General features: G+C 70.8%; 19 protein-coding genes and 1 tRNA gene. 13 read left to right on the top strand and 7 right to left on the bottom strand.

The window, feature by feature from the left end:
• Positions 1 to 31: 31 nt before the first annotated feature.
• The 6 genes from L0984_RS15990 (at position 32) to L0984_RS15965 (ending at position 5,882) form a co-directional block, all read left to right on the top strand.
• On the top strand, positions 32 to 733 hold the full coding sequence (locus L0984_RS15990) for a DsbC family protein (RefSeq protein ID WP_234194600.1): 702 nt from the start codon (positions 32 to 34) through the stop codon (positions 731 to 733).
• Complete coding sequence (locus L0984_RS15985) at positions 733 to 2,616, top strand: M61 family metallopeptidase (protein ID WP_234194599.1); 1,884 nt, start codon at positions 733 to 735, stop codon at positions 2,614 to 2,616. The genes L0984_RS15990 and L0984_RS15985 overlap by 1 nt, the downstream gene beginning before the upstream one ends.
• A gap of 133 nt (positions 2,617 to 2,749) precedes the next feature.
• Positions 2,750 to 3,529 (top strand): enoyl-CoA hydratase, encoded by a 780-nt coding sequence (locus L0984_RS15980; RefSeq protein WP_017761397.1) that lies wholly within the window; start codon positions 2,750 to 2,752, stop codon positions 3,527 to 3,529.
• 52 nt (positions 3,530 to 3,581) lie between these two features.
• Positions 3,582 to 3,658, top strand: a tRNA-Met gene (locus L0984_RS15975).
• Between the two features lie 165 nt (positions 3,659 to 3,823).
• Positions 3,824 to 4,498 carry a response regulator gene (locus L0984_RS15970; RefSeq protein WP_043115085.1) on the top strand — a complete coding sequence of 225 codons (675 nt, stop codon included), beginning with the start codon at positions 3,824 to 3,826 and terminating at the stop codon, positions 4,496 to 4,498.
• 28 nt (positions 4,499 to 4,526) lie between these two features.
• Positions 4,527 to 5,882, top strand: coding sequence for an ATP-binding protein (locus L0984_RS15965; protein ID WP_234194598.1), 1,356 nt, complete (start codon positions 4,527 to 4,529; stop codon positions 5,880 to 5,882).
• A gap of 27 nt (positions 5,883 to 5,909) precedes the next feature.
• Here L0984_RS15965 and L0984_RS15960 read toward each other — a convergent pair whose 3' ends face one another.
• From L0984_RS15960 to L0984_RS15935, 6 genes are all read right to left on the bottom strand, one after another.
• A complete protein-coding gene (locus tag L0984_RS15960; RefSeq protein WP_234195037.1) occupies positions 5,910 to 6,545 on the bottom strand; it encodes a tetratricopeptide repeat protein in 636 nt (211 codons plus the stop codon).
• 165 nt (positions 6,546 to 6,710) lie between these two features.
• On the bottom strand, positions 6,711 to 7,592 hold the full coding sequence (locus L0984_RS15955; RefSeq protein WP_017761393.1) for an SDR family oxidoreductase: 882 nt from the start codon (positions 7,590 to 7,592) through the stop codon (positions 6,711 to 6,713).
• Positions 7,589 to 8,281, bottom strand: coding sequence for a TenA family transcriptional regulator (locus L0984_RS15950; RefSeq protein WP_234194597.1), 693 nt, complete (start codon positions 8,279 to 8,281; stop codon positions 7,589 to 7,591). The genes L0984_RS15955 and L0984_RS15950 overlap by 4 nt, the downstream gene beginning before the upstream one ends.
• Positions 8,282 to 8,321: 40 nt before the next feature.
• Positions 8,322 to 9,779, bottom strand: coding sequence for an AMP-binding protein (locus L0984_RS15945; protein WP_234194596.1), 1,458 nt, complete (start codon positions 9,777 to 9,779; stop codon positions 8,322 to 8,324).
• The gene (locus L0984_RS15940; protein WP_234194595.1) at positions 9,776 to 10,429 is read right to left on the bottom strand and encodes a thermostable hemolysin; all 654 of its coding nucleotides are present in this window, start codon (positions 10,427 to 10,429) and stop codon (positions 9,776 to 9,778) included. Before L0984_RS15940 ends, L0984_RS15945 begins: the two co-directional genes overlap by 4 nt.
• Before the next feature lie 133 nt (positions 10,430 to 10,562).
• Positions 10,563 to 11,333, bottom strand: coding sequence for a transporter (locus L0984_RS15935; RefSeq protein ID WP_234194594.1), 771 nt, complete (start codon positions 11,331 to 11,333; stop codon positions 10,563 to 10,565).
• A gap of 276 nt (positions 11,334 to 11,609) precedes the next feature.
• Between L0984_RS15935 and L0984_RS15930 the strand changes: the two genes are divergently transcribed.
• The gene (locus L0984_RS15930; protein ID WP_234194593.1) at positions 11,610 to 12,587 is read left to right on the top strand and encodes a tripartite tricarboxylate transporter substrate binding protein; all 978 of its coding nucleotides are present in this window, start codon (positions 11,610 to 11,612) and stop codon (positions 12,585 to 12,587) included.
• Between the two features lie 213 nt (positions 12,588 to 12,800).
• On the opposite strand, the gene L0984_RS15925 is transcribed toward L0984_RS15930, so the two are convergent.
• A complete protein-coding gene (locus tag L0984_RS15925) occupies positions 12,801 to 14,243 on the bottom strand; it encodes an NAD-dependent succinate-semialdehyde dehydrogenase (RefSeq protein ID WP_234194592.1) in 1,443 nt (480 codons plus the stop codon).
• A 197-nt stretch (positions 14,244 to 14,440) separates the two neighbouring features.
• On the opposite strand from L0984_RS15925, the gene L0984_RS15920 reads away from it, so the two are divergent.
• The 6 genes from L0984_RS15920 (at position 14,441) to L0984_RS15895 (ending at position 20,135) form a co-directional block, all read left to right on the top strand.
• Positions 14,441 to 15,088, top strand: coding sequence for a TetR/AcrR family transcriptional regulator (locus L0984_RS15920; RefSeq protein WP_017761386.1), 648 nt, complete (start codon positions 14,441 to 14,443; stop codon positions 15,086 to 15,088).
• Between the two features lie 146 nt (positions 15,089 to 15,234).
• Entirely contained in the window at positions 15,235 to 16,311 is a 1,077-nt protein-coding gene (locus L0984_RS15915; RefSeq protein WP_234194591.1) for an NAD-dependent epimerase/dehydratase family protein, read from the top strand.
• Positions 16,298 to 17,191 carry a GNAT family N-acetyltransferase gene (locus L0984_RS15910; protein WP_234194590.1) on the top strand — a complete coding sequence of 298 codons (894 nt, stop codon included), beginning with the start codon at positions 16,298 to 16,300 and terminating at the stop codon, positions 17,189 to 17,191. Before L0984_RS15915 ends, L0984_RS15910 begins: the two co-directional genes overlap by 14 nt.
• A gap of 4 nt (positions 17,192 to 17,195) precedes the next feature.
• Positions 17,196 to 18,260 carry a dihydrodipicolinate synthase family protein gene (locus L0984_RS15905; RefSeq protein ID WP_234194589.1) on the top strand — a complete coding sequence of 355 codons (1,065 nt, stop codon included), beginning with the start codon at positions 17,196 to 17,198 and terminating at the stop codon, positions 18,258 to 18,260.
• 22 nt (positions 18,261 to 18,282) lie between these two features.
• Entirely contained in the window at positions 18,283 to 19,053 is a 771-nt protein-coding gene (locus tag L0984_RS15900) for an ABC transporter permease (RefSeq protein WP_114802329.1), read from the top strand.
• A 65-nt stretch (positions 19,054 to 19,118) separates the two neighbouring features.
• The gene (locus L0984_RS15895; RefSeq protein ID WP_234194588.1) at positions 19,119 to 20,135 is read left to right on the top strand and encodes an ABC transporter substrate-binding protein; all 1,017 of its coding nucleotides are present in this window, start codon (positions 19,119 to 19,121) and stop codon (positions 20,133 to 20,135) included.
• Positions 20,136 to 20,166: the final 31 nt, after the last annotated feature.

Genomic DNA, 20,166 nt, shown 5'->3' with positions numbered 1-20,166 from the left:
CCGGCGGGGAGAGGCGCAACACCCTCGCACCATGAAGTACTTCGCCCCCCTCCTCCTCGCTGCCGCGCTGGCCACCGCCCATGCCGGCGAAGCCGAGATCCGCAAGAACCTCGGCGGCAGCTTTCCGCAGCTCGCGCAGATCGACGAGGTGCGCAAGGCCGCCATGCCCGGCCTGTGGGAAGTGCGGCAGGGCTTCGACCTGTACTACACCGACGAGCAGGGCAACTTCCTGATCCAGGGCCACCTGATCGACGTGAAGAACCGCCGCAACCTCACCGAAGAGCGCGTGGACAAGCTCACCGCCGTCGACTTCGACAAGCTGCCGGTGCAGGACGCCATCAAGATCGTGCGCGGCAACGGCAAGCGCAAGCTGGCCATCTTCGAAGACCCGAACTGCGGCTACTGCAAGCAGTTCGAGCGCGAGCTGCGCAAGGTGGACAACGTGACGATCCACCTCTTCCTGTACCCGGTCCTGGGTCCGGATTCGGCCGTGAAGTCGCGCGACATCTGGTGCGCCAAGGACAAGGCCAAGGTCTGGAGCGACTGGATGATGGACGGCGTGAAGCCCGCCACCGGCGAATGCGACACGCAGGCGCTCAAGCGCAACGTCGAGTTCGGCCGCAAGTACAACATCACGGGTACGCCCACCCTGCTGTTCGCCAACGGCACGCGCACCCCCGGCGCCGTGCCGGCCGCGCAGGTGGAGCAGCAACTCTCGGCCACGAGCAACTGATGGCCGGCGCCCCGGCCGGCCTGCGCTACCGCATCGCGGTGGCGGACCTGAACGCCCACCTGTACGAGGTCACCCTCACCATCGACGAACCCGCGGCGGACCAGGTCGTCTCGCTGCCGGTGTGGATCCCGGGCAGCTACCTGGTGCGTGAATTCGCGCGCAACCTGCAGGGCGCGCCCAAGGCCACGCAAGGCCGACGCGCCGTGGCCGTGACGCAGCTGGACAAGGCCAGCTGGCGCATCGCCGCCAGGGCCGGACAGCCGCTCACCCTGCGCTACCAGGTCTGCGCCTTCGACAACTCGGTGCGCACCGCGTGGCTCGACCGGACCCGCGGCTTCTTCAACGGCACCAGCCTGTGCCTGCGCGTGGACGGCCAGGACGAATCGCCCTGCCAGATCGAGATCGTGCCGCCCGCCCTGCCCGAGGGCGAGGCGCCCTGGCAACTGGCCACCGCGCTGCGCCCGCTCAAGACCGACCGCCGCGGCTTCGGCACCTACCAGGCCGCCAACTACGACGAGGTGGCCGACAGCCCGGTCGAGATGGGCGCCTTCTGGAGCGCCGAGTTCGACGTGCTGGGCGTGCCGCACCGCTTCGTGGTGGCCGGCGCCCCGCCTTCGTTCGACGGTGACAAACTCATCGCCGACACGCGCGCCATCTGCGAGACGCAGATGCGCTTCTGGCACGCGGATGACGCCGGTCTTCCGCCTCTCTCCCCTGGGGAGAGCCCGGGTGAGGGGCCAGCGGCCTCCGCCAAGGCGAAGCGCCCCGCCAGGGCCCGCGCTGCCACCCAGCACCCCGCCCCCCACGACCGCTATGTCTTCATGCTCAACGCCACCGACGACGGCTACGGCGGCCTGGAGCACCGGCACAGCACCGCGCTGATCTGCACCCGCCGCGACCTGCCGCGCCGGGGCGCCGCGCGGCAGCCCGAGGGCTACACCACGCTGCTGGGCCTGATCAGCCACGAGTACTTCCACACCTGGAACGTCAAGCGCCTGCGGCCGGCCGAGTTTGCGCGCTACGACTACACGCGCGAGAACTACACCCGGCTGCTGTGGTTCTTCGAAGGCTTCACCAGCTACTACGACGACCTGCTGCTGCGCCGCGCCGGCTGCATCGACGACGCCACCTACCTCAAGCTGCTGAACAAGACCATCAACCAGGTGCAGCAGACGCCCGGGGCCGCCATGCAGTCGGTGGCCGAGGCCAGTTTCGACGCCTGGATCCGCTACTACCGCCCCGACGAGCAGACGCCCAACACCACGGTGAGCTACTACACCAAGGGCGCGCTGGTGGCGCTGTGCCTGGACCTGACGCTGCGGCGCGAGGGCCAGGGCTCGCTGGATGCGGTCATGCGCGAGCTGTGGCGCGCGAGCGAAGGCGGCCCCATCGACGAGGCCGCCGTCGCCGCGGCCCTGGCCCATGTCGGGGGCCGGGCCTACACGACCGAGCTGTCGCGGTGGGCGAATGGCACGGCTGAACTGCCGCTGCGCGACCTGCTGCCGGCGCACGGCGTGGCCATCCACGACGACCCGGCGCAGCTGGCGCAGGCGCTGGGGCTGCGAGTCGATGAGAGCGGCGGCACCGTCAAGGTCAAGATGGTGCTGCGCGGCGGCGCGGCCGAGAAGGCCGGCTTCGCCGCCGGCGACGAATGGCTGGCCGTCGAGGCCGCCGCCCGCGGCGCCAAGGCCGCGGAAGGCTGGCGCATCGGCAAGCTCGACGACATCCCGCTGTACCTCGGCGCCGCCAGAAAGTGCTTCGCCCTGCTGGCCCGCGACCGCCGTCTAATGCGCCTGCCGCTGGCCTGGCCGTCGGGCGACGCCCGTACTTGGCGCTTGGCCGGCAGCGACGCCGAGCTGCTCAAGCGCTGGCTTCAGGGCTGAGCCGCGGCCGGTCGGCCTGACGGCATCGACGTCTCCGGGCGGACAGCCGCCCACCACGCCGGCCGGATGGCCCTCGGTATAGTGCGCGAGGGCCTCGCCGGCCCGCCCTGTCCGTTCATTCCAGGAGACCCCCGTGAGCTACGAGAACATCGAAGTGCGCGTCGAAGCCGGCAAGGTCGGCATCGTCACGCTCAACCGTCCCAAGGCCCTCAACGCGCTCAACGATGCGCTCATGGACGAGCTGGGCGCCGCGCTCAAGGCCTTCGATGCCGACGAGGCCATCGGCTGCATGATCATCACCGGCAGCGAGCGCGCCTTCGCGGCGGGCGCCGACATCGCGCTGATGGCCAAGTACACCTTCGTCGACACCTACAAGGGCGACTACATCACGCGCAACTGGGAGTCGGTGCGCTCCATCCGCAAGCCGGTGATCGCAGCCGTCAGCGGCTTCGCCCTGGGCGGCGGCTGCGAACTGGCCATGATGTGCGACTTCATCATCGCCGCCGACAACGCCCGGTTCGGCCAGCCCGAGATCAAGCTGGGCGTGATTCCCGGTGCCGGCGGCACCCAGCGCCTGCCCCGCGCCGTCGGCAAGGCCAAGGCCATGGACATGGCCCTCACCGGCCGCATGATGGACGCCGCCGAGGCCGAGCGCGCTGGCCTGGTCAGCCGCGTGGTGCCCTACGACAAGCTGATGGACGAGGCCCTGGGCGCCGCGCTGACCATCGCCGACTTCTCGCAGATCGCCGTGATGGCCGCCAAGGAGTCGGTCAACCGCGCCTTCGAAGGCTCGCTGTCGGACGGCGTGATGTTCGAGCGCCGCCTGTTCCACGCCCTCTTCGCCACGGCCGACCAGAAGGAAGGCATGGATGCCTTCCTGAACAAGCGCAAGGCAGAGTTCAAGAACCAATGACGGCAAGGGGGCTTGCGCCCGCCGATTTTTGCCCCCTATAATCGCGGGCTTCGGCGCTTTAGCTCAGTCGGTTAGAGCGATGGAATCATAATCCACAGGTCCGCGGTTCGAGTCCGTGAAGCGCCACCAAAACCTCGAAAGGGACCCCGTGCAAACGGGGTCCCTTTTTCTTTTGCACGAGGCAGGGTGCGATATCCTGACTGCCACCTGAACCACTCTCGGCAACTGCAGGCGCTGCAGGCCAGCCTCCCTCGCGCGGATGGGCCTGCCACCCTGCCCCCGTCGCCGCCTGCCATGCGCCTCATGATCGTGGAAGACGACACCCTGCTGGGCGACGCCCTCGCCCAGGGCCTGCGGCAGCGCGGCCATGCGGTGGACTGGTTCCGCGACGGGACGCAGGCAGATGCCGCCCTTGCCGGCGCCCCCTTCGACGCCGTGGTGCTCGATCTGGGGCTGCCGGGCGGCGATGGCATGAGCTGGCTGCGGCGCTGGCGGCAGGCCGGCCGCGTGCTGCCGATCCTGGTGCTGACGGCGCGCGACGGCGTCGAGCAGCGCATCGACGGCCTGGACGCCGGCGCCGACGACTACCTGATCAAGCCCATCACCATCGACGAACTGGCCGCGCGCCTGCGCGCCCTGGTGCGGCGCACCGCCGGCCATGCGCAGGCGGTGTGGCAGCACGGCCAGCTCAGCTATGACCCGGCCAGCAAACTCGTGCACTGGCGCGGCGCGCGTGTGGAGCTCACCGGCCGCGAGCTGGCGCTGCTGGAGATCTTCCTGAGCCAGCCGCAGCGCGTGCTGTCCAAGTCCACGCTGCTCGAGAAGCTCTACGACTGGAGCGGGGGCGAGCCGGAGGGCAATTCGCTCGAAGTCCACATCCATCACCTCCGCCGCAAGATCGACCCGGCCATCGTGCGCACGGTGCGCGGCGTGGGTTACGCACTGGGCACGGGCGAGGCATCGTCCTGAGCCCCACCATGCGACACGGAAGCCCCGCATGAGCCTGCAGCGCCGCCTGCTGCTGTACCTGCTGATCTGCGCGCCGCTGGTGTGGGGCCTGGCGCTGTACTTCTCGACCCAGCGGGCCCGCCACGAGGTCAACGAGATGTTCGACACCGAACTCGTGCGCCTCGCGCGGCAGGTGCAGGCCACGTTGGGCCATGGCTATCCCGGCGCATCGGCCACGCTGCCGCCCGCACCCAGGGAGGGTGCACCCGACGCGGGCGACTCCGATGTGCGCGACCTGGCGATTGCCGTCTGGTCGGCCGACGGCAAGCTGGCCCTGTCCGACCGGGAGGGCGTGGATCTGAACTTCCGCGCCGACGCCCAGGGCTTCATCGATGACGAGGTGGACGGTCGGCCCTGGCGCATCTACTACATGCGCTCGGTCGACGGCCAGTGGCTGGTGGCGGCCGGCCAGGGTGCCTACGAACGCGACGAGCTCGTCTATGGCCTGACGGTCACGCAGGTCGTGCCCTGGCTGCTGGTGCTGCCGGTGCTGCTGGCCGTGATGGCCTGGGCGGTGCGTGCCGCCCTGACGCCGATGCGCCGGCTGACCAGCGAACTCGCCCACCGCGATGCGCAGGACCTGCGCCCAGTGCCGAGCGCCCGCGCGCCGGCCGAGCTCAAGCCCCTGCTGGTGGCGATGAACGGCCTGTTCCAGCGCATCGAGCAGCTGCTGGTGCGCGAACGCCGCTTCACCGCCGACGCCGCGCACGAACTGCGAACCCCACTGGCCGTGCTGGCCGCGCAGTGGGACGTGGTGCGCCATGCCGGCACCCCGGCCGAGCGCCGGCAGGCGGAGGAAAAGCTCAGCGCCGGCCTGCGCCGCATGGAGCGGCTGGTGACGCAGATGCTGTCGCTGTCGCGCGTGGAATCGGGCGTGCTGCCTTCGCTGGATGCCGAGATCGACTGGCCGCCCATCGTCGAGCAGGCCATGAGCGACTGCCTGCCCCTGGCCGAGCGCCGCCGCATCGACCTGGGCTGCGAATGGCCGCCGTCGGGCACGCACCCGATGCCGCTGCTGGGCGATGGCCACCTGATGACGGTGCTGGTGCGCAACCTGCTGGACAACGCCGTGCGCTATGCGCCCGAGGGCAGCAGCGTGCTGCTGCGCATCGGCCGCGAGCAGCTGGAGGTGGAGAACGACGGGCCGCCGCTGTCCGCCGGGCAGCTTGCGCGCATGGGCGAGCGCTTCTACCGGCCCGAAGGCCACCACGAGGTGGGCAGCGGCCTGGGCGTGTCGATCGTGCGGCGCATCGCCCAGCTGCACGGGCTGGAACTGCAGCTGGGCCCGCGCGCCGACGGCCGCGGGGTGCGCGCCGTGCTGCAGTTCGACGCGGCGCATCGCTGACCGGCGCCGCCTGCACCAGAGCGCCGCTCAGCGCGCCTTGATCTTGTCCATCAGCGCCTTCACCTCCTCGCGGCGGCCGGTGTCGGCGATCTGCCGGCCGGGCCGCGCGGGCGCCTGCAGGGCGCGCTCCAGGTAGGTCATCGCCTGGTCGGGCTGCTTGGTCTCGACCAGGTATTCGCCGTAGAAGAAGTTGGGGTCGATGCCCTTGGGGTTGAGCGCCAGCGCCTTCTGCAGCAGTTCCTTGGCCTTGGCCTTGTCGCCGAAGCCCACGGGCCAGCCGGGCACCTTGTAATAGAGCACGCCCAGGCTGTTGTAGGCCGAGCCTTCGAGCACGTCGCCGTTGATGGCGATGGCCGACTCGTACAGCGCCTTGGCCTGCTTGACCAGGCCCAGCGCGCCCAGGCCGCCCTTCTCGCCGGCCACGGAGCTCACGATGATGCCCTCCCACACCAGGGGCTCGGCCCGACCGGGGTTGGCTTCGCTCAGCTTGTGCGCCTTGGCGGCCAGCGCCTCGAAGCGCTTCTCGCGCTCGGCGGGCGGCGCCTGGTAGCGGATCACTTCCCAGTCGTGCTGCAGCTCGGCGACGCCGTCGTCGACGGGCGCGGCGCGGCTGATCAGCGGCGTGACTGCCGCCAGCACGCCGGCACCGGCCAGCAGGGCCATCGACAGCCAGACGCGGCGGCGCGGTCCTGCGCCGGCGGGCCTGGCGGCAGCGACGGCACGGGATGAGAAGGTGGCAGGGGGGGTCTTCATGGAATTCGCAAAGGAAGGTGGAGGGGGTCGAAGGCGGGCCGGGGTCCGGGGCTCAGAGCTGCAGGGCCTGCAGCCTCAGAGCTGCGGCGCCTGCAGTGAATGCGCGTCGGCGGACTCGGGCCGCTGCGACTCGAAATGCTCGAGCGTGAGCGGCGCGGGCGGCTGCACCGGCGGCAGGCTGTTGCGGTGGGCGGCGAAGGCGCCGTCCAGCAGGGCGGGCGCCATGCCGTTCAGGCGGACCGCCAGCTTTTCGGGAAAGCCCAGGAAGCGCTCGGCCGTGCCGCGCTCCAGCAGTTGCACCAGGGCCTGGGCGACCGTGTCGGCATCGTCCATGGCGGTCTTGGTGGCCTGGTTGTAGCGCTCGACGGCTTCGCTGTTGAACTCGGTCTTCGTGCTGCGCGGTCCGAGGTACTGCACCTTGACCGACGTATCGGCCAGTTCCCGGCGCAGCGACTCGGCAAAGCCGCGCAGACCGAACTTGCCGGCGCTGTAGACGCTGAAGCCCGGCAGCCCCAGCCGGCCCAGCACCGAGCCGACGAAGAGCACGCTGGCCTGCTTCTGCTGCCGCAGATGCGGCAGCAGCGCCTGCGTGAGCAGCATGGGCGTGAACAGGTTCAGCTGCAGCACCTGGGCGACGGCGCCGGCATCGAAGGACTCCAGCCGGCCGAACGCGGGCGTGCCAGCGCCATGGACCACGGCATTGCACTGCCACTGCGCCGCCACCTGCACCAGAGGATCGAGGCTGTCCACCCGGGTCAGGTCGGAGGCATACCACTCGACGCGATGGCGTTCCACGCCCAGCTCGCGCACCAGGGCACGGGCCTGGGCCGCCAGCCGCGCGGGCGAACGGCCGGCGAGCATCACGCTGGCACCCGCCTGGATCAGCCGACGCGCGGCGGCGGACCCGATGCCGCCGCTGGCGCCGGTGAGCAGTACCCGGCTGTCGGCCGCCTTCATGCCGCCACTCCCGCGGCAGAGGTCACCGCCGTCTGGCCCTGCGGCAGCGGCAGGCTGCGGAAGACGTCGCCATAGAGCCGGTAGAAGGCCTGGGCCGCGTGGACGATGGCGTCCTGGTCGGCCGGGTCCTCGATCTGCTCCATCAGCAGCGCGAAATGGGCGGTGTGCTCCTGGTCCAGCGTGCCGTGCGAGCGCAGGTAGCTGAAGGCCGAGTCGGGCAGGCCCAGTGGCTTCTGGATCTGGTCGGCGGCCATCAGCGCGATCGAGACGCTGGTGCCTTCCAGCACATGCACCATGCCGAAGAAGCCCAGCGGATTGCGGCGGGCGATGGTGTCGTAGGCATAGGCCACCATCACCTCGGTGGCATGGCCGGGCGGGCCGCGGCGCACGGCCTCGGCATCGCCGCCGCAGGCGCGGATGTCGTCGAGGATCCACTCGTCGTGGCCCTGCTCTTCCTCGATGTATTCGTCGAGCGCGCCTTCGAGCCAGGCATGGCTGGCATCCAGCCTCGCCTTGAAGGCCCGCATCAGCGGCACGGTGTGGCTGACGTGGTGGTACGCCTCGCGCAGGAAGGCCAGGTAGCTGGGCAGGGACACGTCGCCGCGCAGGCAGCCCTGGATGATCGGGGTGCCGAGCAGGCCGACGCGCTCGGTGGCGGTCTCGGCGACAAGGCGGGCATGGAAACTCATCGGAAGCTCCGTGAAGGGATGAGAAGGAAGAAGGTGGGGCTCAGGCAAGGGCCGGCGCGGGCAGTTCCAGCGCCTGCGCATGGCGCGCCAGCACGGCCGCGCGCTGCGGCCGGCCGTTGGCGGTGGCCATGCCGGACTCGGCCGTGAAGGGGACGACGGCGCGGGCCCAGCGCTGGATGCGCGCGTAATCGGGCAGGTGCGCATTGGCGGCGTCGACGGCCGCCTGCAGCCAGGCATCGTCGGCATCGGCCGCCAGCGGCCAGAGCACCGCCGACAGGGCCGGCTGCCCATCGCCGAAGACCACCGCTTGGCCGATGGCAGGATGGCCGCGCAGCGCGGTCTCCACCCACTCGGGCGAGACGTTGCGGCCAAAGGCGGTGATCAGCAGGTTCTTCTTGCGGCCATCCACATGCAGGAAGCCGTCGGCATCCAGATGCCCCAGATCGCCCGTCGGCCACCATTCGCCCGGCGCGCGCGCATCGCCCAGGTAGCCGGCGAACAGGCTGCCGGCCACCTCGATCTCGCCATCGGCCGCGATGCGCAGGCGGGCATGGGGCAGCGCAGCGCCGGCGCTGCCCGGGCGGTCGCAGCCGGGCAGGTTGAGTGTCTGCACCGAGGCACCTTCGGACAGGCCATACCCCTCGTAGGCCGGGATGCCCAGCGAACGCGCGCCCTGCACCAGACCCACGCCGACCGCGGCGCCGCCCACGGCCACCAGCTTGAGCGACTCGGGCGCGCGCTGGCGCGTCTGCGCCAGATAGCCCGCCCAGGCCCGCAGCATCTGCGGCAGCAGGATCAGGCTGTTCGGCTGGTGCCGGACGACGGCGGCGTGGAAGGCGGCGACATCGAAGCTGGACGAACCCGTGAGTCCCACATCCTGCAGGGGCAGCACGATGCAGGTGGCACCGGCCGTCAGGGGCGCCATCAGTCCAGCGATGTTCTCCAGCAGCACGGCGAAAGGCAACGCGCACAGGTGGCATTGCACCTGCAGCGGCGCCATGGCCACCACCAGGCCATCGGCCACGCGCTGCATGGACGCGGCCGTCAGGCACACGCCCTTGGGTGCGCCCGTGGTGCCCGAGGTGAAGGTGATCTTGGCCGTGCCCGGCGGCATGGGCACCTTGCGCGCGGGCAGGCGCAGCATCGTGAAGGGCTGGCCGGCGATCTCGCACGGCACGGCCGGCGCCTGCGGCCAGCGGGCGGCCACGGGCGGCAGGGTGAGCACGGTGTCCACGCCCGACGCGCCGATGGCATGGGCGATCTGCTCCGGCGTGAAGAAGGCGGGCAGCGGCACATGCACGATGCCGGCCCGCAGCGCCGCCCGGTCGGCGATCACCCAGGCGGGCGAGTTGTCCATGAGCGTGGCCAGCACGCGGGTGCCCTGCGCGGCCAGTCGCTGCGCGAGCGAGGCGGCCTGGGCATCGACGTCGGCCGCGCGCCAGGTGCGGATGCCGTCGTCAAGGGCGATGGCCTGCGGGTCATGCGAAGTGGCGGTCATGCGCGGCCTCCGGCGGCAAGGCGGGCGCGGCGCGTCATGAAGTGCCGCAGGGCGCGCCGCAGGTGGATGGCCATCACCACCGGCTCGTGGTCGTAGTAGCTGCCCCAGCAGCGGGCCTGGTCGCCCAGCGCATCGGGCACGGCGCGGCCCAGCGTGAGCGGGGCCACGCCCAGGCGCACGAGCATCGCGCGCAGTTCCTGCGTGACGGTGCCCACGACCCAGTCGAAGCCCTCGCCGATCAGGTAGGGCCCGAGCAGCTGCACGAGGCGGCGGCCTTCGCCACCCCGCGGCGCGGCCAGGTTGCCGACCTCCACGATGCCGGCACGATCGACGGGCCGGCCGGCATGCGCGGCGATCAGCGACTCGACGGGCGCGTCGAGGTACTGCTCCAGGAAGAGCGGACCTTCGTCCGCCCGACGGTAGCCCACCGCGGCGAGCACATGGCTGCCCTCGCGCAGCGCCAGCAGCATGGGCGCGAAGGCCGGCACCAGGGCGCCATAGCGCTGGGCATACATCTCGCGGATGCTCTGCTCCACCGCGGAGCGTTGCGGGTCGGCCTCCGGATGCCGCGTGAGATGGCCCGCCACGGGAAAGGCGGAGGGGATCGGCGATGTCGGCATGGCATCGCCCAGGGGAGAGAACAGGCGCATGGGTGGTCCGTGTCGCGGCGGCAGAAAAGCCACTGCGCAGGTTGACGAATGGCCGTGATGGTCAGCGGACGCGCTTAACGCCAAATTAAGTGCAGAGCGGCGTTCCGCGCCCTTTGGCTGACCGGCAGATGACTCAGAAATGGCCCGTGAGGCCCAGCGTGCCGGTGGTGGTGCGGACCGCCGGCTGCTGGTCGTCCCGCGCGCGGATCACCCCCGCGGCCAGGTCCCAGCGCGGGCCCAGGCTGTAGACAACACCGAGCTCGGCATAGCGCGTGCGCTGGCGCGTCGCGTCGACGCCCTGGCGCTGCTGCAGGCCCACATCGGCGGCCAGCTTCCAGTCGTCGGCGATGTTCCAGACCAGCGCCGTGGACAGGCGCCGCTGGATGGCACCGGCCATCGGATCGATGTCGCGCTGGCGGCCCCACGCATAGTTGACGTGCAGGGCGCCGAAGGGCAACTGCTGGCTCAGCAGCAGCGTCAGTTGCGCCGAGCTGCGGCCGTCGCCCAGGCCTCGCGCCTCGCGGCCCCTGCTCACGGGTGCGTCGAACTCGGGCTTGATGCCGAGGCTGGTGCCGGTGGCCTCGTTCTCGTAGAAGCGCCACTTGAGGCCGAAGGCGGTGTTGCCCCAGCCGCTCGTGCGGCTGCCGTCGGCCTGCATGCGCAGGAAGGTGGGCGCAGCATAGAGGTCGACGGTGTCGGTGAGGCCATAGGTGTAGGTGGCCGCGAGGCTGTCGCCGGTCTGGCGCCCCGGGCCGGTGGACTGGCGGGCGCGTGCGGCGGCCAGTTCGATCTGCTCGACGCCGGCGCCCTGGGTGCCGGTGTCGTCGGTGATCAGCGGCTGCATGGCCTGCGCCGTCAGGGCGGACAGCAGGATGGCCAACGCCGTCAGGCTGGCACGCGGCACGGGGGTCGGTCGCGGCTGCGCGGCCGCCGGCGGGCACGGGCATGCCGGCGGATTCGGGATGTTCTTCATCGTGGTCGGGACAAGCGCTGCGCATTGGACGCAGGAGGAGTGAACTCTTCATGAATCCGGCTTCTGCGGCACGGCCGCGGCAGCCCTGGAGAGCGCGTCACCTTGGCTACAGCAAAGCCCCTTCGACGGGGCCTCCACCGATTGCCGCGCGGCCCCGCCTCCCGCCTAATGGCCGGCCTTACGAAGCAAGACCCGGAGACCTCTTCCATGCACCGTCGCCCCCTCCTCGGCGCCCTGATGATCGCCGCCCTCGGCACTGCCGCCCTGAGCGCGCAGGCCCAGCAGGCCGCACGCGCCTTCCCCGAGAAACCCATCCGCCTCGTCATCGCCTTCCCGGCCGGCGGTCCGACCGACATCACCATGCGCCAGCTGGCCGAGAACGCCAGCAAGGTGCTGGGCCAGCCGGTCATCATCGACAACAAGCCCGGTGCCGGCGGCACGCTGCCAGCCCAGCAGCTGCAGACCGTGCAGCCCGACGGCTACACGCTGGCGCAGATCCCGCTGGGCGTGTTCCGCCTGGGCTACACCACCAAGATCAACTGGGACCCGATCAAGGACATCAGCTACGTGCTGAACGTCACCGGCTACGCCTTCGGCATCGTCGTGCCCGCCGACAGCCCGTTCAAGAACTGGGCCGACTTCGTGGCCTATGCCAAGGCCAACCCGGGCAAGCTCACCTACGGCTCCACCGGCACGCTCACCAGCCCGCACCTGACCACCGAGCTGGTGGCGCAGCGCGCCGGCATCCAGCTGCAGCACGTGCCCTACAAGGGCAGCGCCGACCTCACGCTGGCGCTGATGAGCGGCCAGTTGATGGCCGGCGCCGACAGCACCGGCTGGGCGCCCTATGTGGAGTCCGGCAAGATGCGCGTGCTCAACACCTGGGGAGACAAGCGGCTCGCGCGCTTCCCGGATGCGCCCACGCTCAAGGAGCTGGGCTACGACATCGTGCAGAACTCGCCCTTCGGCATCGGCGCCCCGCGCGGCACGCCGCCCGAGGTGGTCAAGAAGCTGCACGACGCCTTCAAGCAGGCGATGGAAGAGCCCAGCTACCTGGCCTCGCTCGCCAAGTACGACATGGTGCCGATCTACATGGGCAGTGCCGACTACACCCGCTTCGCCCGCGAGACGGTGGAGCGCGAGAAGGCCGTGATCGACAAGCTGGGGCTGGGCAAGCCGCAGTGAGCATTGAGCCATCCTGCGGCCCAACGTTGGCCGACCATTCACCCAAGGCCGTTCGGGCTGAGCTTGTCGAAGCCGGGGCGCAAGCCCTTCGACAGGCTCAGGGCGAACGGTGCTGACTGAATGACTTTGGCTCGGCGCCCTGCGTTGCACGGGCGCCGGACGCAAAAAGGGCCGCGCGATGCGGCCCTTTCTGCTGCTGAGCGACGAGGTCGCTCAGGCGGCCATGATGGTCACGGACTTGGTGTTGAGGTAGGCCTCGATGGCCTCCGGGCCACCCTCCGAGCCATAGCCCGAATCCTTGACGCCACCGAAGGGCATCTCGGGCGTGGGCGTGGCGGGCTGGTTGATCCAGACCATGCCGGCCTCGATGCGCTGCGACAGCAGGTGTGCGTTCTTGATCGAGCGCGTGTACGCATACGAAGACAGGCCGAAGGGCAGGCGGTTGGCTTCGGCGATGGCGTCCTCGAGCGTGTCGAAGCCGCGGATGGCCGCCACGGGGCCGAAGGGCTCGTCGTTGAACACCGAGGCGTCCAGCGGCACGTCGTCCAGCACGGTGGGCGCGAAGAAGTTGCCTTCGCTGCCGATGCGCTCGCCGCCGGCCACCACCTTGGCGCCCTTGGCGCGGGCGTCCTGCACCACGTTGGCCATGGCCGTCAGGCGGCGCGAATTGGCCAGCGGGCCCATCGACGTGCCTTCGGCCAGGCCGTCGCCGACCTTCAGGCCCTGCGCATGCTTGACCAGCGCGGCGGTGAACTCGGCCTTGATGCTGTTGTGCACCAGGAAGCGCGTGGGCGAGATGCAGACCTGGCCAGCGTTGCGGAACTTGGCGGCACCGGCGGCCTTGACGGCCAGGGCGATGTCGGCGTCGTCGGCCACGATCACCGGCGCATGGCCACCCAGTTCCATGGTGGCGCGCTTCATGTGCTGGCCGGCCATCGCGGCCAGCTGCTTGCCCACCGGCGTGGAGCCGGTGAAGGTGATCTTGCGGATCACCGGATGCGGGATCAGGTAGCTGGAGATCTCGGCCGGATCCCCGAACACCAGGCCGACCACGCCGGCCGGCACGCCGGCGTCGACGAAGGCCTTGATCAGGGCGGCGGGCGAGGCGGGCGTCTCTTCGGGCGCCTTCACCAGGAAGGAGCAGCCGGCGGCCAGCGCGGCGCCCAGCTTGCGCACCACCTGGTTGATGGGGAAGTTCCAGGGCGTGAAGGCCGCGACGGGACCGACCGGCTCCTTGATGACCAGCGACTGCGCGGCCAGGTTGCGCGAGGGCACGATGCGGCCGTACACGCGGCGGCCTTCGTCGGCGAACCATTCGATGATGTCGGCGGCGGCCACGACTTCGATGCGGGCCTCGGCCAGCGGCTTGCCCTGTTCCTGCGTCAGCAGCGGCGCGATCTCGTTGGCGCGCTCGCGCACCAGGCCGGCGGCCTTGCGCATGAGGGCGGCGCGCTCGTGCGCTGGCGTGAAACGCCAGACTTCGAAGCCCTTCTGCGCGGCGGCCAGGGCCCGGTCCAGGTCCTCCTTGCCCGCATGGGCCACCTTGCCGATGGGCTGGCCGGTGGCCGGGTTGATCACGTCCAGGGTCTTGCCGCTGGCGGCATCGACCCATTCGTTGGCGATCAGGAGCTGGGTGTTGGGATAGGAAGCGGTCATGCGCGTCGTCGTCCTTGGTGGTCGGTCGGGAGGAGCGGCAGGGGCCGGGGCAGAGAGGCTCGGCGAAGTGCCGCAAGGCGGGAGAGAACGAACAATGCTACCCGCTCGCCACGCCGGTCGCAGCGCCGCGCGCGCAAGCCCGGGCGGCACGAGGCCCCGCGGATAATCGCCTCCCCCTTCTTCCCGCCCCCTTCGCCATGACCGCACGCCGCGCCGCAGCCCCCGTCGCCGACGACAGCTCGCACAACGCGGCCCGGCAGGCCATCCTGGAGGCGGCTCGCGCCGAGTTCGCGGCCAAGGGCCTGGCCGGTGCCCGCGTCAACGAGATCGCGGCCCGGGCGGGCGTGAACAAGCAGCTGCTGTACTACTACTTCGGCAACAAGGAAGACCTCTACCGCACCGCCCTGGAAGCGGTCTACGCCGAGATCCGCTCGCTGGAGCGGGACCTGCACCTCGGCGACATGGAACCCACCGCCGCCATGGCGGCGCTCATCGGCTTCTCCTTCGACTACCTGGCCCGCCACCCCGACTTCATCGGGCTGCTCAACCACGAGAACGCGCACGGCGCCGCCCATGTGCGCGACTCGGCGGCGATCCGCGACACCAATTCCCCGCTGATCGAGCTCATCGCCCAGACGCTCGCGCGCGGCATGGCGGCGGGCGTCTTCCGCGCCGGCATCGATGCGGTGGAGTTGTACGTGTCGGTCGCCGGCATGTCGTACTTCTTCTTCTCGAACCGGTTGACCCTGTCCTCCATCTTCGGCCGCGACCTGTGCGAGGGCGGGGCCGTCGAGTCCTACCGCGCCCATGTGGTGAGCTTTGCCATGGCCGGGCTGCGCCCCTGAAGGTTCCCCCGGCTGGCGCGGGCCCCACGGGCCTGCAGCCGGCCCCACCTGCCTTTCGCCCATTTTCAACCAAACGGTTGACAGCACCGGAAGCGGTGCCTACAGTGCATCTCCAAGGCGCCGGAACCGGTGCCGCGGAGTCACCCATGAGCCCAAGCCTTTCCCCCGCGGCGCCTGCGTCCGCGGCCCTGCTGGACCCCACGCAACTGCCCGAGCGCTTCGACTCGGTGGAGGCGCTGGATGCCTTCCTGGCCCGTCCGACCCAGGCCCTGGTGGACGATCTGGCCGCGGTCGATGGCGACCTGATGATCCTGGGCGTGGCCGGCAAGATGGGGCCGACACTGGCCCGGCTGGCCCGCAACGCCGCACCGCACAAGCGCGTGATCGGCGTGGCCCGCTTCAGCGACCCGGCGGTGCGCGAACAGCTGGAGGCCTGGGGTGTGCACACCATCGCCTGCGACCTGCTCGACCGCGACGCACTGCAGGCCCTGCCGAAGGTGCCCAACATCGTCTTCGCCGCCGGCCACAAGTTCGGCGCCAAGGACAACCAGGCCCTGACCTGGGCCATGAACACCCATGTGCCGGCGCTGGTGGCCGACACCTTCCGCGAATCGCGCATCGTGGCCTTCTCCACCGGCAACATCTATCCGCTGACGCCGGTCGGGCGCCAGGGCGCCTCGGAGCTGACGCCGCCGGCGCCCATCGGCGAATACGCCCAGTCCTGCATCGGCCGCGAGCGCATGTTCCAGTACTTCGGCGCTCGCCATGGCACGCCGGGGCGGCTGTTCCGCCTCAACTACGCCATCGACATGCGCTACGGCGTGCTGCACGACATCGCCGCCAAGGTGCACCGGGGCGAGACCATCGACCTGGCCATGGGCCATGTGAACGTGATCTGGCAGGGCGATGCCAATGCCCAGGCGCTGCGCAGCCTGCGCCACTGCACCACGCCGCCCTCGCCCATCAACTGCACCGGCCCCGAGACCCTCTCCGTGCGCTGGCTGGTCGAGGAATTCGCCCGCCGCATGGACGTGCCGGTGCGGGTGAGCGGGCAGGAGGCGCCCACCGCCCTGCTGTCGGACACCACGCAGGCCACCCGCCTCTTCGGCTATCCCGTCGTGCCGCTGGGCGCGATGCTCGACTGGGTGGCCGACTGGGTGATCCAGCAACGCCCCAGCCTGCACAAGCCGACCAAGTTCGAGGTGCGGGATGGCGCCTTCTGAGGCGACCGGCAGCCGCACCGACGCCGAGCCGACGCGCGCGGTGCGGCTGGGCGACGCGGACGTGTTCGCCGGCGTGGCACTGTCCGATGCCGCGGGCTGGAACCAGACGGCCGACGACTGGGCCTTCTTCGCGCGCCACGGCGTCGCCATCGGCCGGCGCACCGCGCGCAGCGAGCTGGTGGCCACCGCGGCCGTGCTGCCCTATGGGCCACTGGCCTGGATCTCCATGGTGCTGGTCGACCGCGAATGGCGCCATCGGGGCCTGGCCAGCGACCTGCTCCATGAGGCGCTGGCACACCTGGACGAGCACCGGCTCACCCCCGTCCTCGACGCCACGCCGGCCGGCCAGGCGGTGTACGAGCGCCTCGGCTTCCGGCCCGGCTTCGGCTTCTGCCGCTGGGCGGGCGAGGCCGGCCGACATCCTGCCTCGGTGGTGGACAGCGCGGTGCGGCCCGCCCGGGGCGACGACGAAGACGCATTGACCACCCTCGACCGCAACGCGAGCGGCCTCACGCGCGGCCTGTTGCTGCGCGACCTGCTGGCCCGCCGCGGCACGCGGACGTGGCTGTGGGCGGGCGACGGCGGCCCTTCGGCCTTCGTCATCGCGCGCGAAGGCCGGCGGGCCTGGCAGATCGGCCCCCTGGTGGCGCCCACGAGCGCCCAGGCCCAGGCGCTGCTGCAGACCGCCCTGGCCGAACTGGACGGGCCGGTCTTCATCGACGTGCCGGATGCCCACACCGGCCTGCGCGCATGGCTCGGCGCCCAGGGCTTCACCGTGCAGCGGCCCTTCGTGCGCATGGCGCGGGCGCAGGCCCTGCCCGACTGCGTGACCCAACCCTCGGCCCCTCTCTTCGCCGTGGCCGGCCCCGAATTCGGATGACCCCATGCCTCTTGCCGACGACGCCGTGACCCATGCCCGCCAGCTGCTGCAGCGCGGCCTGGCCATTCCTGCCCACCCGCTCGCCCTGGATGCGCAGCGACAGCTGGACGAGCGCCGCCAGCGCGCCCTCACCCGCTACTACCTCGACGCCGGCGCGGGCGGCCTCGCCGTGGGCGTGCACACCACGCAGTTCGCCATCCGCGAGCGGGGGCTGTACGCGCCGGTGCTGAGGCTGGCGGCCGAGACGGCCCGCGACTGGGTGGGCACGCAGCGGGAACTCGCGCTCGTCGCCGGGCTGTGCGGCCCGACCGCCCAGGCCCTGGCCGAGGCCCGGCTGGCGCGCGATCTGGGCTACCACGCCGGCCTGCTGAGCCTGGCCGCCCTGAGCGACCGCAGCGAGGACGAACTCATCGCCCACTGCCAGGCCGTGGCGGCCGAGCTGCCGCTGGTGGGCTTCTACCTGCAGCCGGCGGTCGGCGGCCGTGTGCTCAGCGCAGGCTTCTGGGCCCGCTTCGCGGCCATCGAGCAGGTGGTCGCCATCAAGGTGGCGCCCTTCCACCGCTACCGCACCCTGGACGTGGTGCGCGGCCTGGTGGCGGCACGGGCCGAAGAGCGGGTGACGCTCTACACCGGCAACGACGACCACATCGTGCTGGACCTGCTCACGCCGTTCACCGTGATGCGCGACGGCGCGCCGGTCACCGTGCGCTTTCGCGGCGGGCTGCTGGGGCACTGGTCGGTCTGGACGCAGAAGGCCGTGCAGCTGCTGCAACGCTGCCAGGCCGCGGTCGCGGCCGGCGCCGTGCCGGCCGAGCTGCTGGCACTGGACAGCCGCGTCACCGACTGCAACAGCGCCTTCTTCGACGTGGCGAACGACTTCCGCGGCTGCATCGCCGGCTGCCACGAGATCCTGCGCCGCCAGGGCCTGCTCGACGGCATCTGGTGCCTCGATCCGCAGGAGGGCCTGAGCCCCGGCCAGGCCGACGCGCTGGATCGCGTGTGCCGCGAGCACGCCGACCTGTCCGACGACGAGTTCGTGGCCGCGAACCGCGACCGCTGGCTCCGCTGAAACCCCACTCCAGGAACGCCGCATGCACCGTCTGCGCCAGGCCCTCGCCCACTACCTGCCGGCCGTGGGCATCTTCGTCGGCTTCGTGCTCCTGTGGCAGCTGGCGGTGTCGGTCTTCGACATCCGCGAGTACCTGCTGCCCAGCCCCGGGGCCGTGCTGCAGGCCATGGTGAGCCAGGAGATCCCGTGGCTGCAGCATGCCTGGATCACCGCGGTGGAGATCCTCGGCGCCTTCGTGCTGGCCGGCGCTTCCGGCGTGCTGCTGGGCATGGCCATCGCGTGGTCGCCCGGGCTCTCGCGGGCCCTCACGCCCTTCCTGGTCTTCGTCAACACGCTGCCCAAGGTGGCGATCGCGCCGCTGTTCCTGATGTGGCTGGGCTACGGCATCCTGCCCAACATGCTGATCGGCGCGCTCATCGGGTTCTTCCCGGTGGTCATCAACACCGCCGTCGGCCTCACGCAGATCGACCAGGACCTGGTGGACCTGGGCCGCGTGTTCAGCGCGCCCAAGTGGAAGGTCTTCCTCAAGATCCGCATTCCCAATGCCTATCCCTACATCCTGAGCGCGCTGAAGGTCACCGCCACCTCGGCAGTGGTGGGTGCCATCGTGGGCGAGTTCGTCGCCTCGCAGAAAGGCCTGGGCTACGTGATCATCACCACGCAGAGCAGCATGAACACGCCGGCCGCCTTCGCCGCGCTGGTGTGGATCTCCCTGCTGGGCCTGCTGCTGTACGGCCTGGTGGCCGGCCTGTCGCGCCTGCTCGCGCCCTGGGCCGAGGACCGCGCCGGCTGAGGCGCCCGCCCATTCCCGAATCCTCCTCCACCGCTTCGTCCTCCCTCCCCAGAAAGGAAGCTGCCATGCCTCTTCGTTCCGCCGCCCTGCAGGCCACCATGGCCGGCCTCGCGCTGCTGTCGGCCCACGGCCCGGCCCTCGCCCAGCCCAAGGAGAAGTTCACGCTGGCGCTCAACTGGTTCGCCGTGGGCGACCACGCGGCCTACTGGGTGGCGCTGGACAAGGGCTACTACGCCCAGCGCGGCCTGGACGTGAGCATCGAGGCCTCCAAGGGCTCGGGCGACGCCATCGCCAAGGTGGACACCGGCCGCGCCGACGCCGGCCTGGCCGATGCGGTGCCGATCATCTCGGCCGTCTCGCGCGGCGCGCGGGTCAAGATCGTGGGCATCGTCTTCGACAAGACGCCCATGACCTTCTTCAGCCGCAGCGACGCACCGCTGGTGAAGCCCGCCGACCTGGAGGGCAAGACCGTGGGTGCGCCGGCCGGCGACAGCCAGCGGCTGGCCTTTCCGGCCTTCGCGCGGCTGAACAGGATCGACCCGCAGAAGGTCACCTGGGTCAACATCGAGCCCACGGCCAAGGTGGCGTCCATCGCCGAGAAGCGCATGGATGGGGTGGCCGACTACACGACGGGCCAGCCCTTCTACGACAAGGCGATGGGCGAGGGCAAGGTGGTGCGCATGGCCTGGGCGGACCATGGCTTCGACCTGTATGCCATGTCGCTCATGGCCAGCGACAAGACCATCGCCGACCGGCCCCAGCAACTGCGGGCCTTTCTCGAGGCCTCGTACCAGGGCTGGCGCGACGTGATGAGCAACCCGGAGGAGGCCCTGGCCATCTACAAGAAGCGGGTGCCGGAGATCGACGTGAACGTGATCCGCGCCAACATGCTGCTCGGCTTCGATCTGATGCGCACCCGCAATTTCGCCGACAACGGCCTGGGCGCCATCGACGACAGGAAGATGTGCGCGTCGGTCGACATCGTGAACACCTACATGGGCCTGCCCCGCAAGGTGGACTGCCAGGCCGTCTACACCAAGGGCCTGCTGGCCAAGGTGGCACTGCCGCTGGCCGCGAAGTGAGCGCGCGTCACGAAGGCGGCACCGGCATGGC

Source organism: Pseudacidovorax sp. NFM-22 (assembly GCF_021401245.1).
Classification (GTDB): Bacteria; Pseudomonadota; Gammaproteobacteria; order Burkholderiales; family Burkholderiaceae_C; genus Xenophilus.
This window is presented reverse-complemented; position numbering and strand designations above follow the sequence as displayed.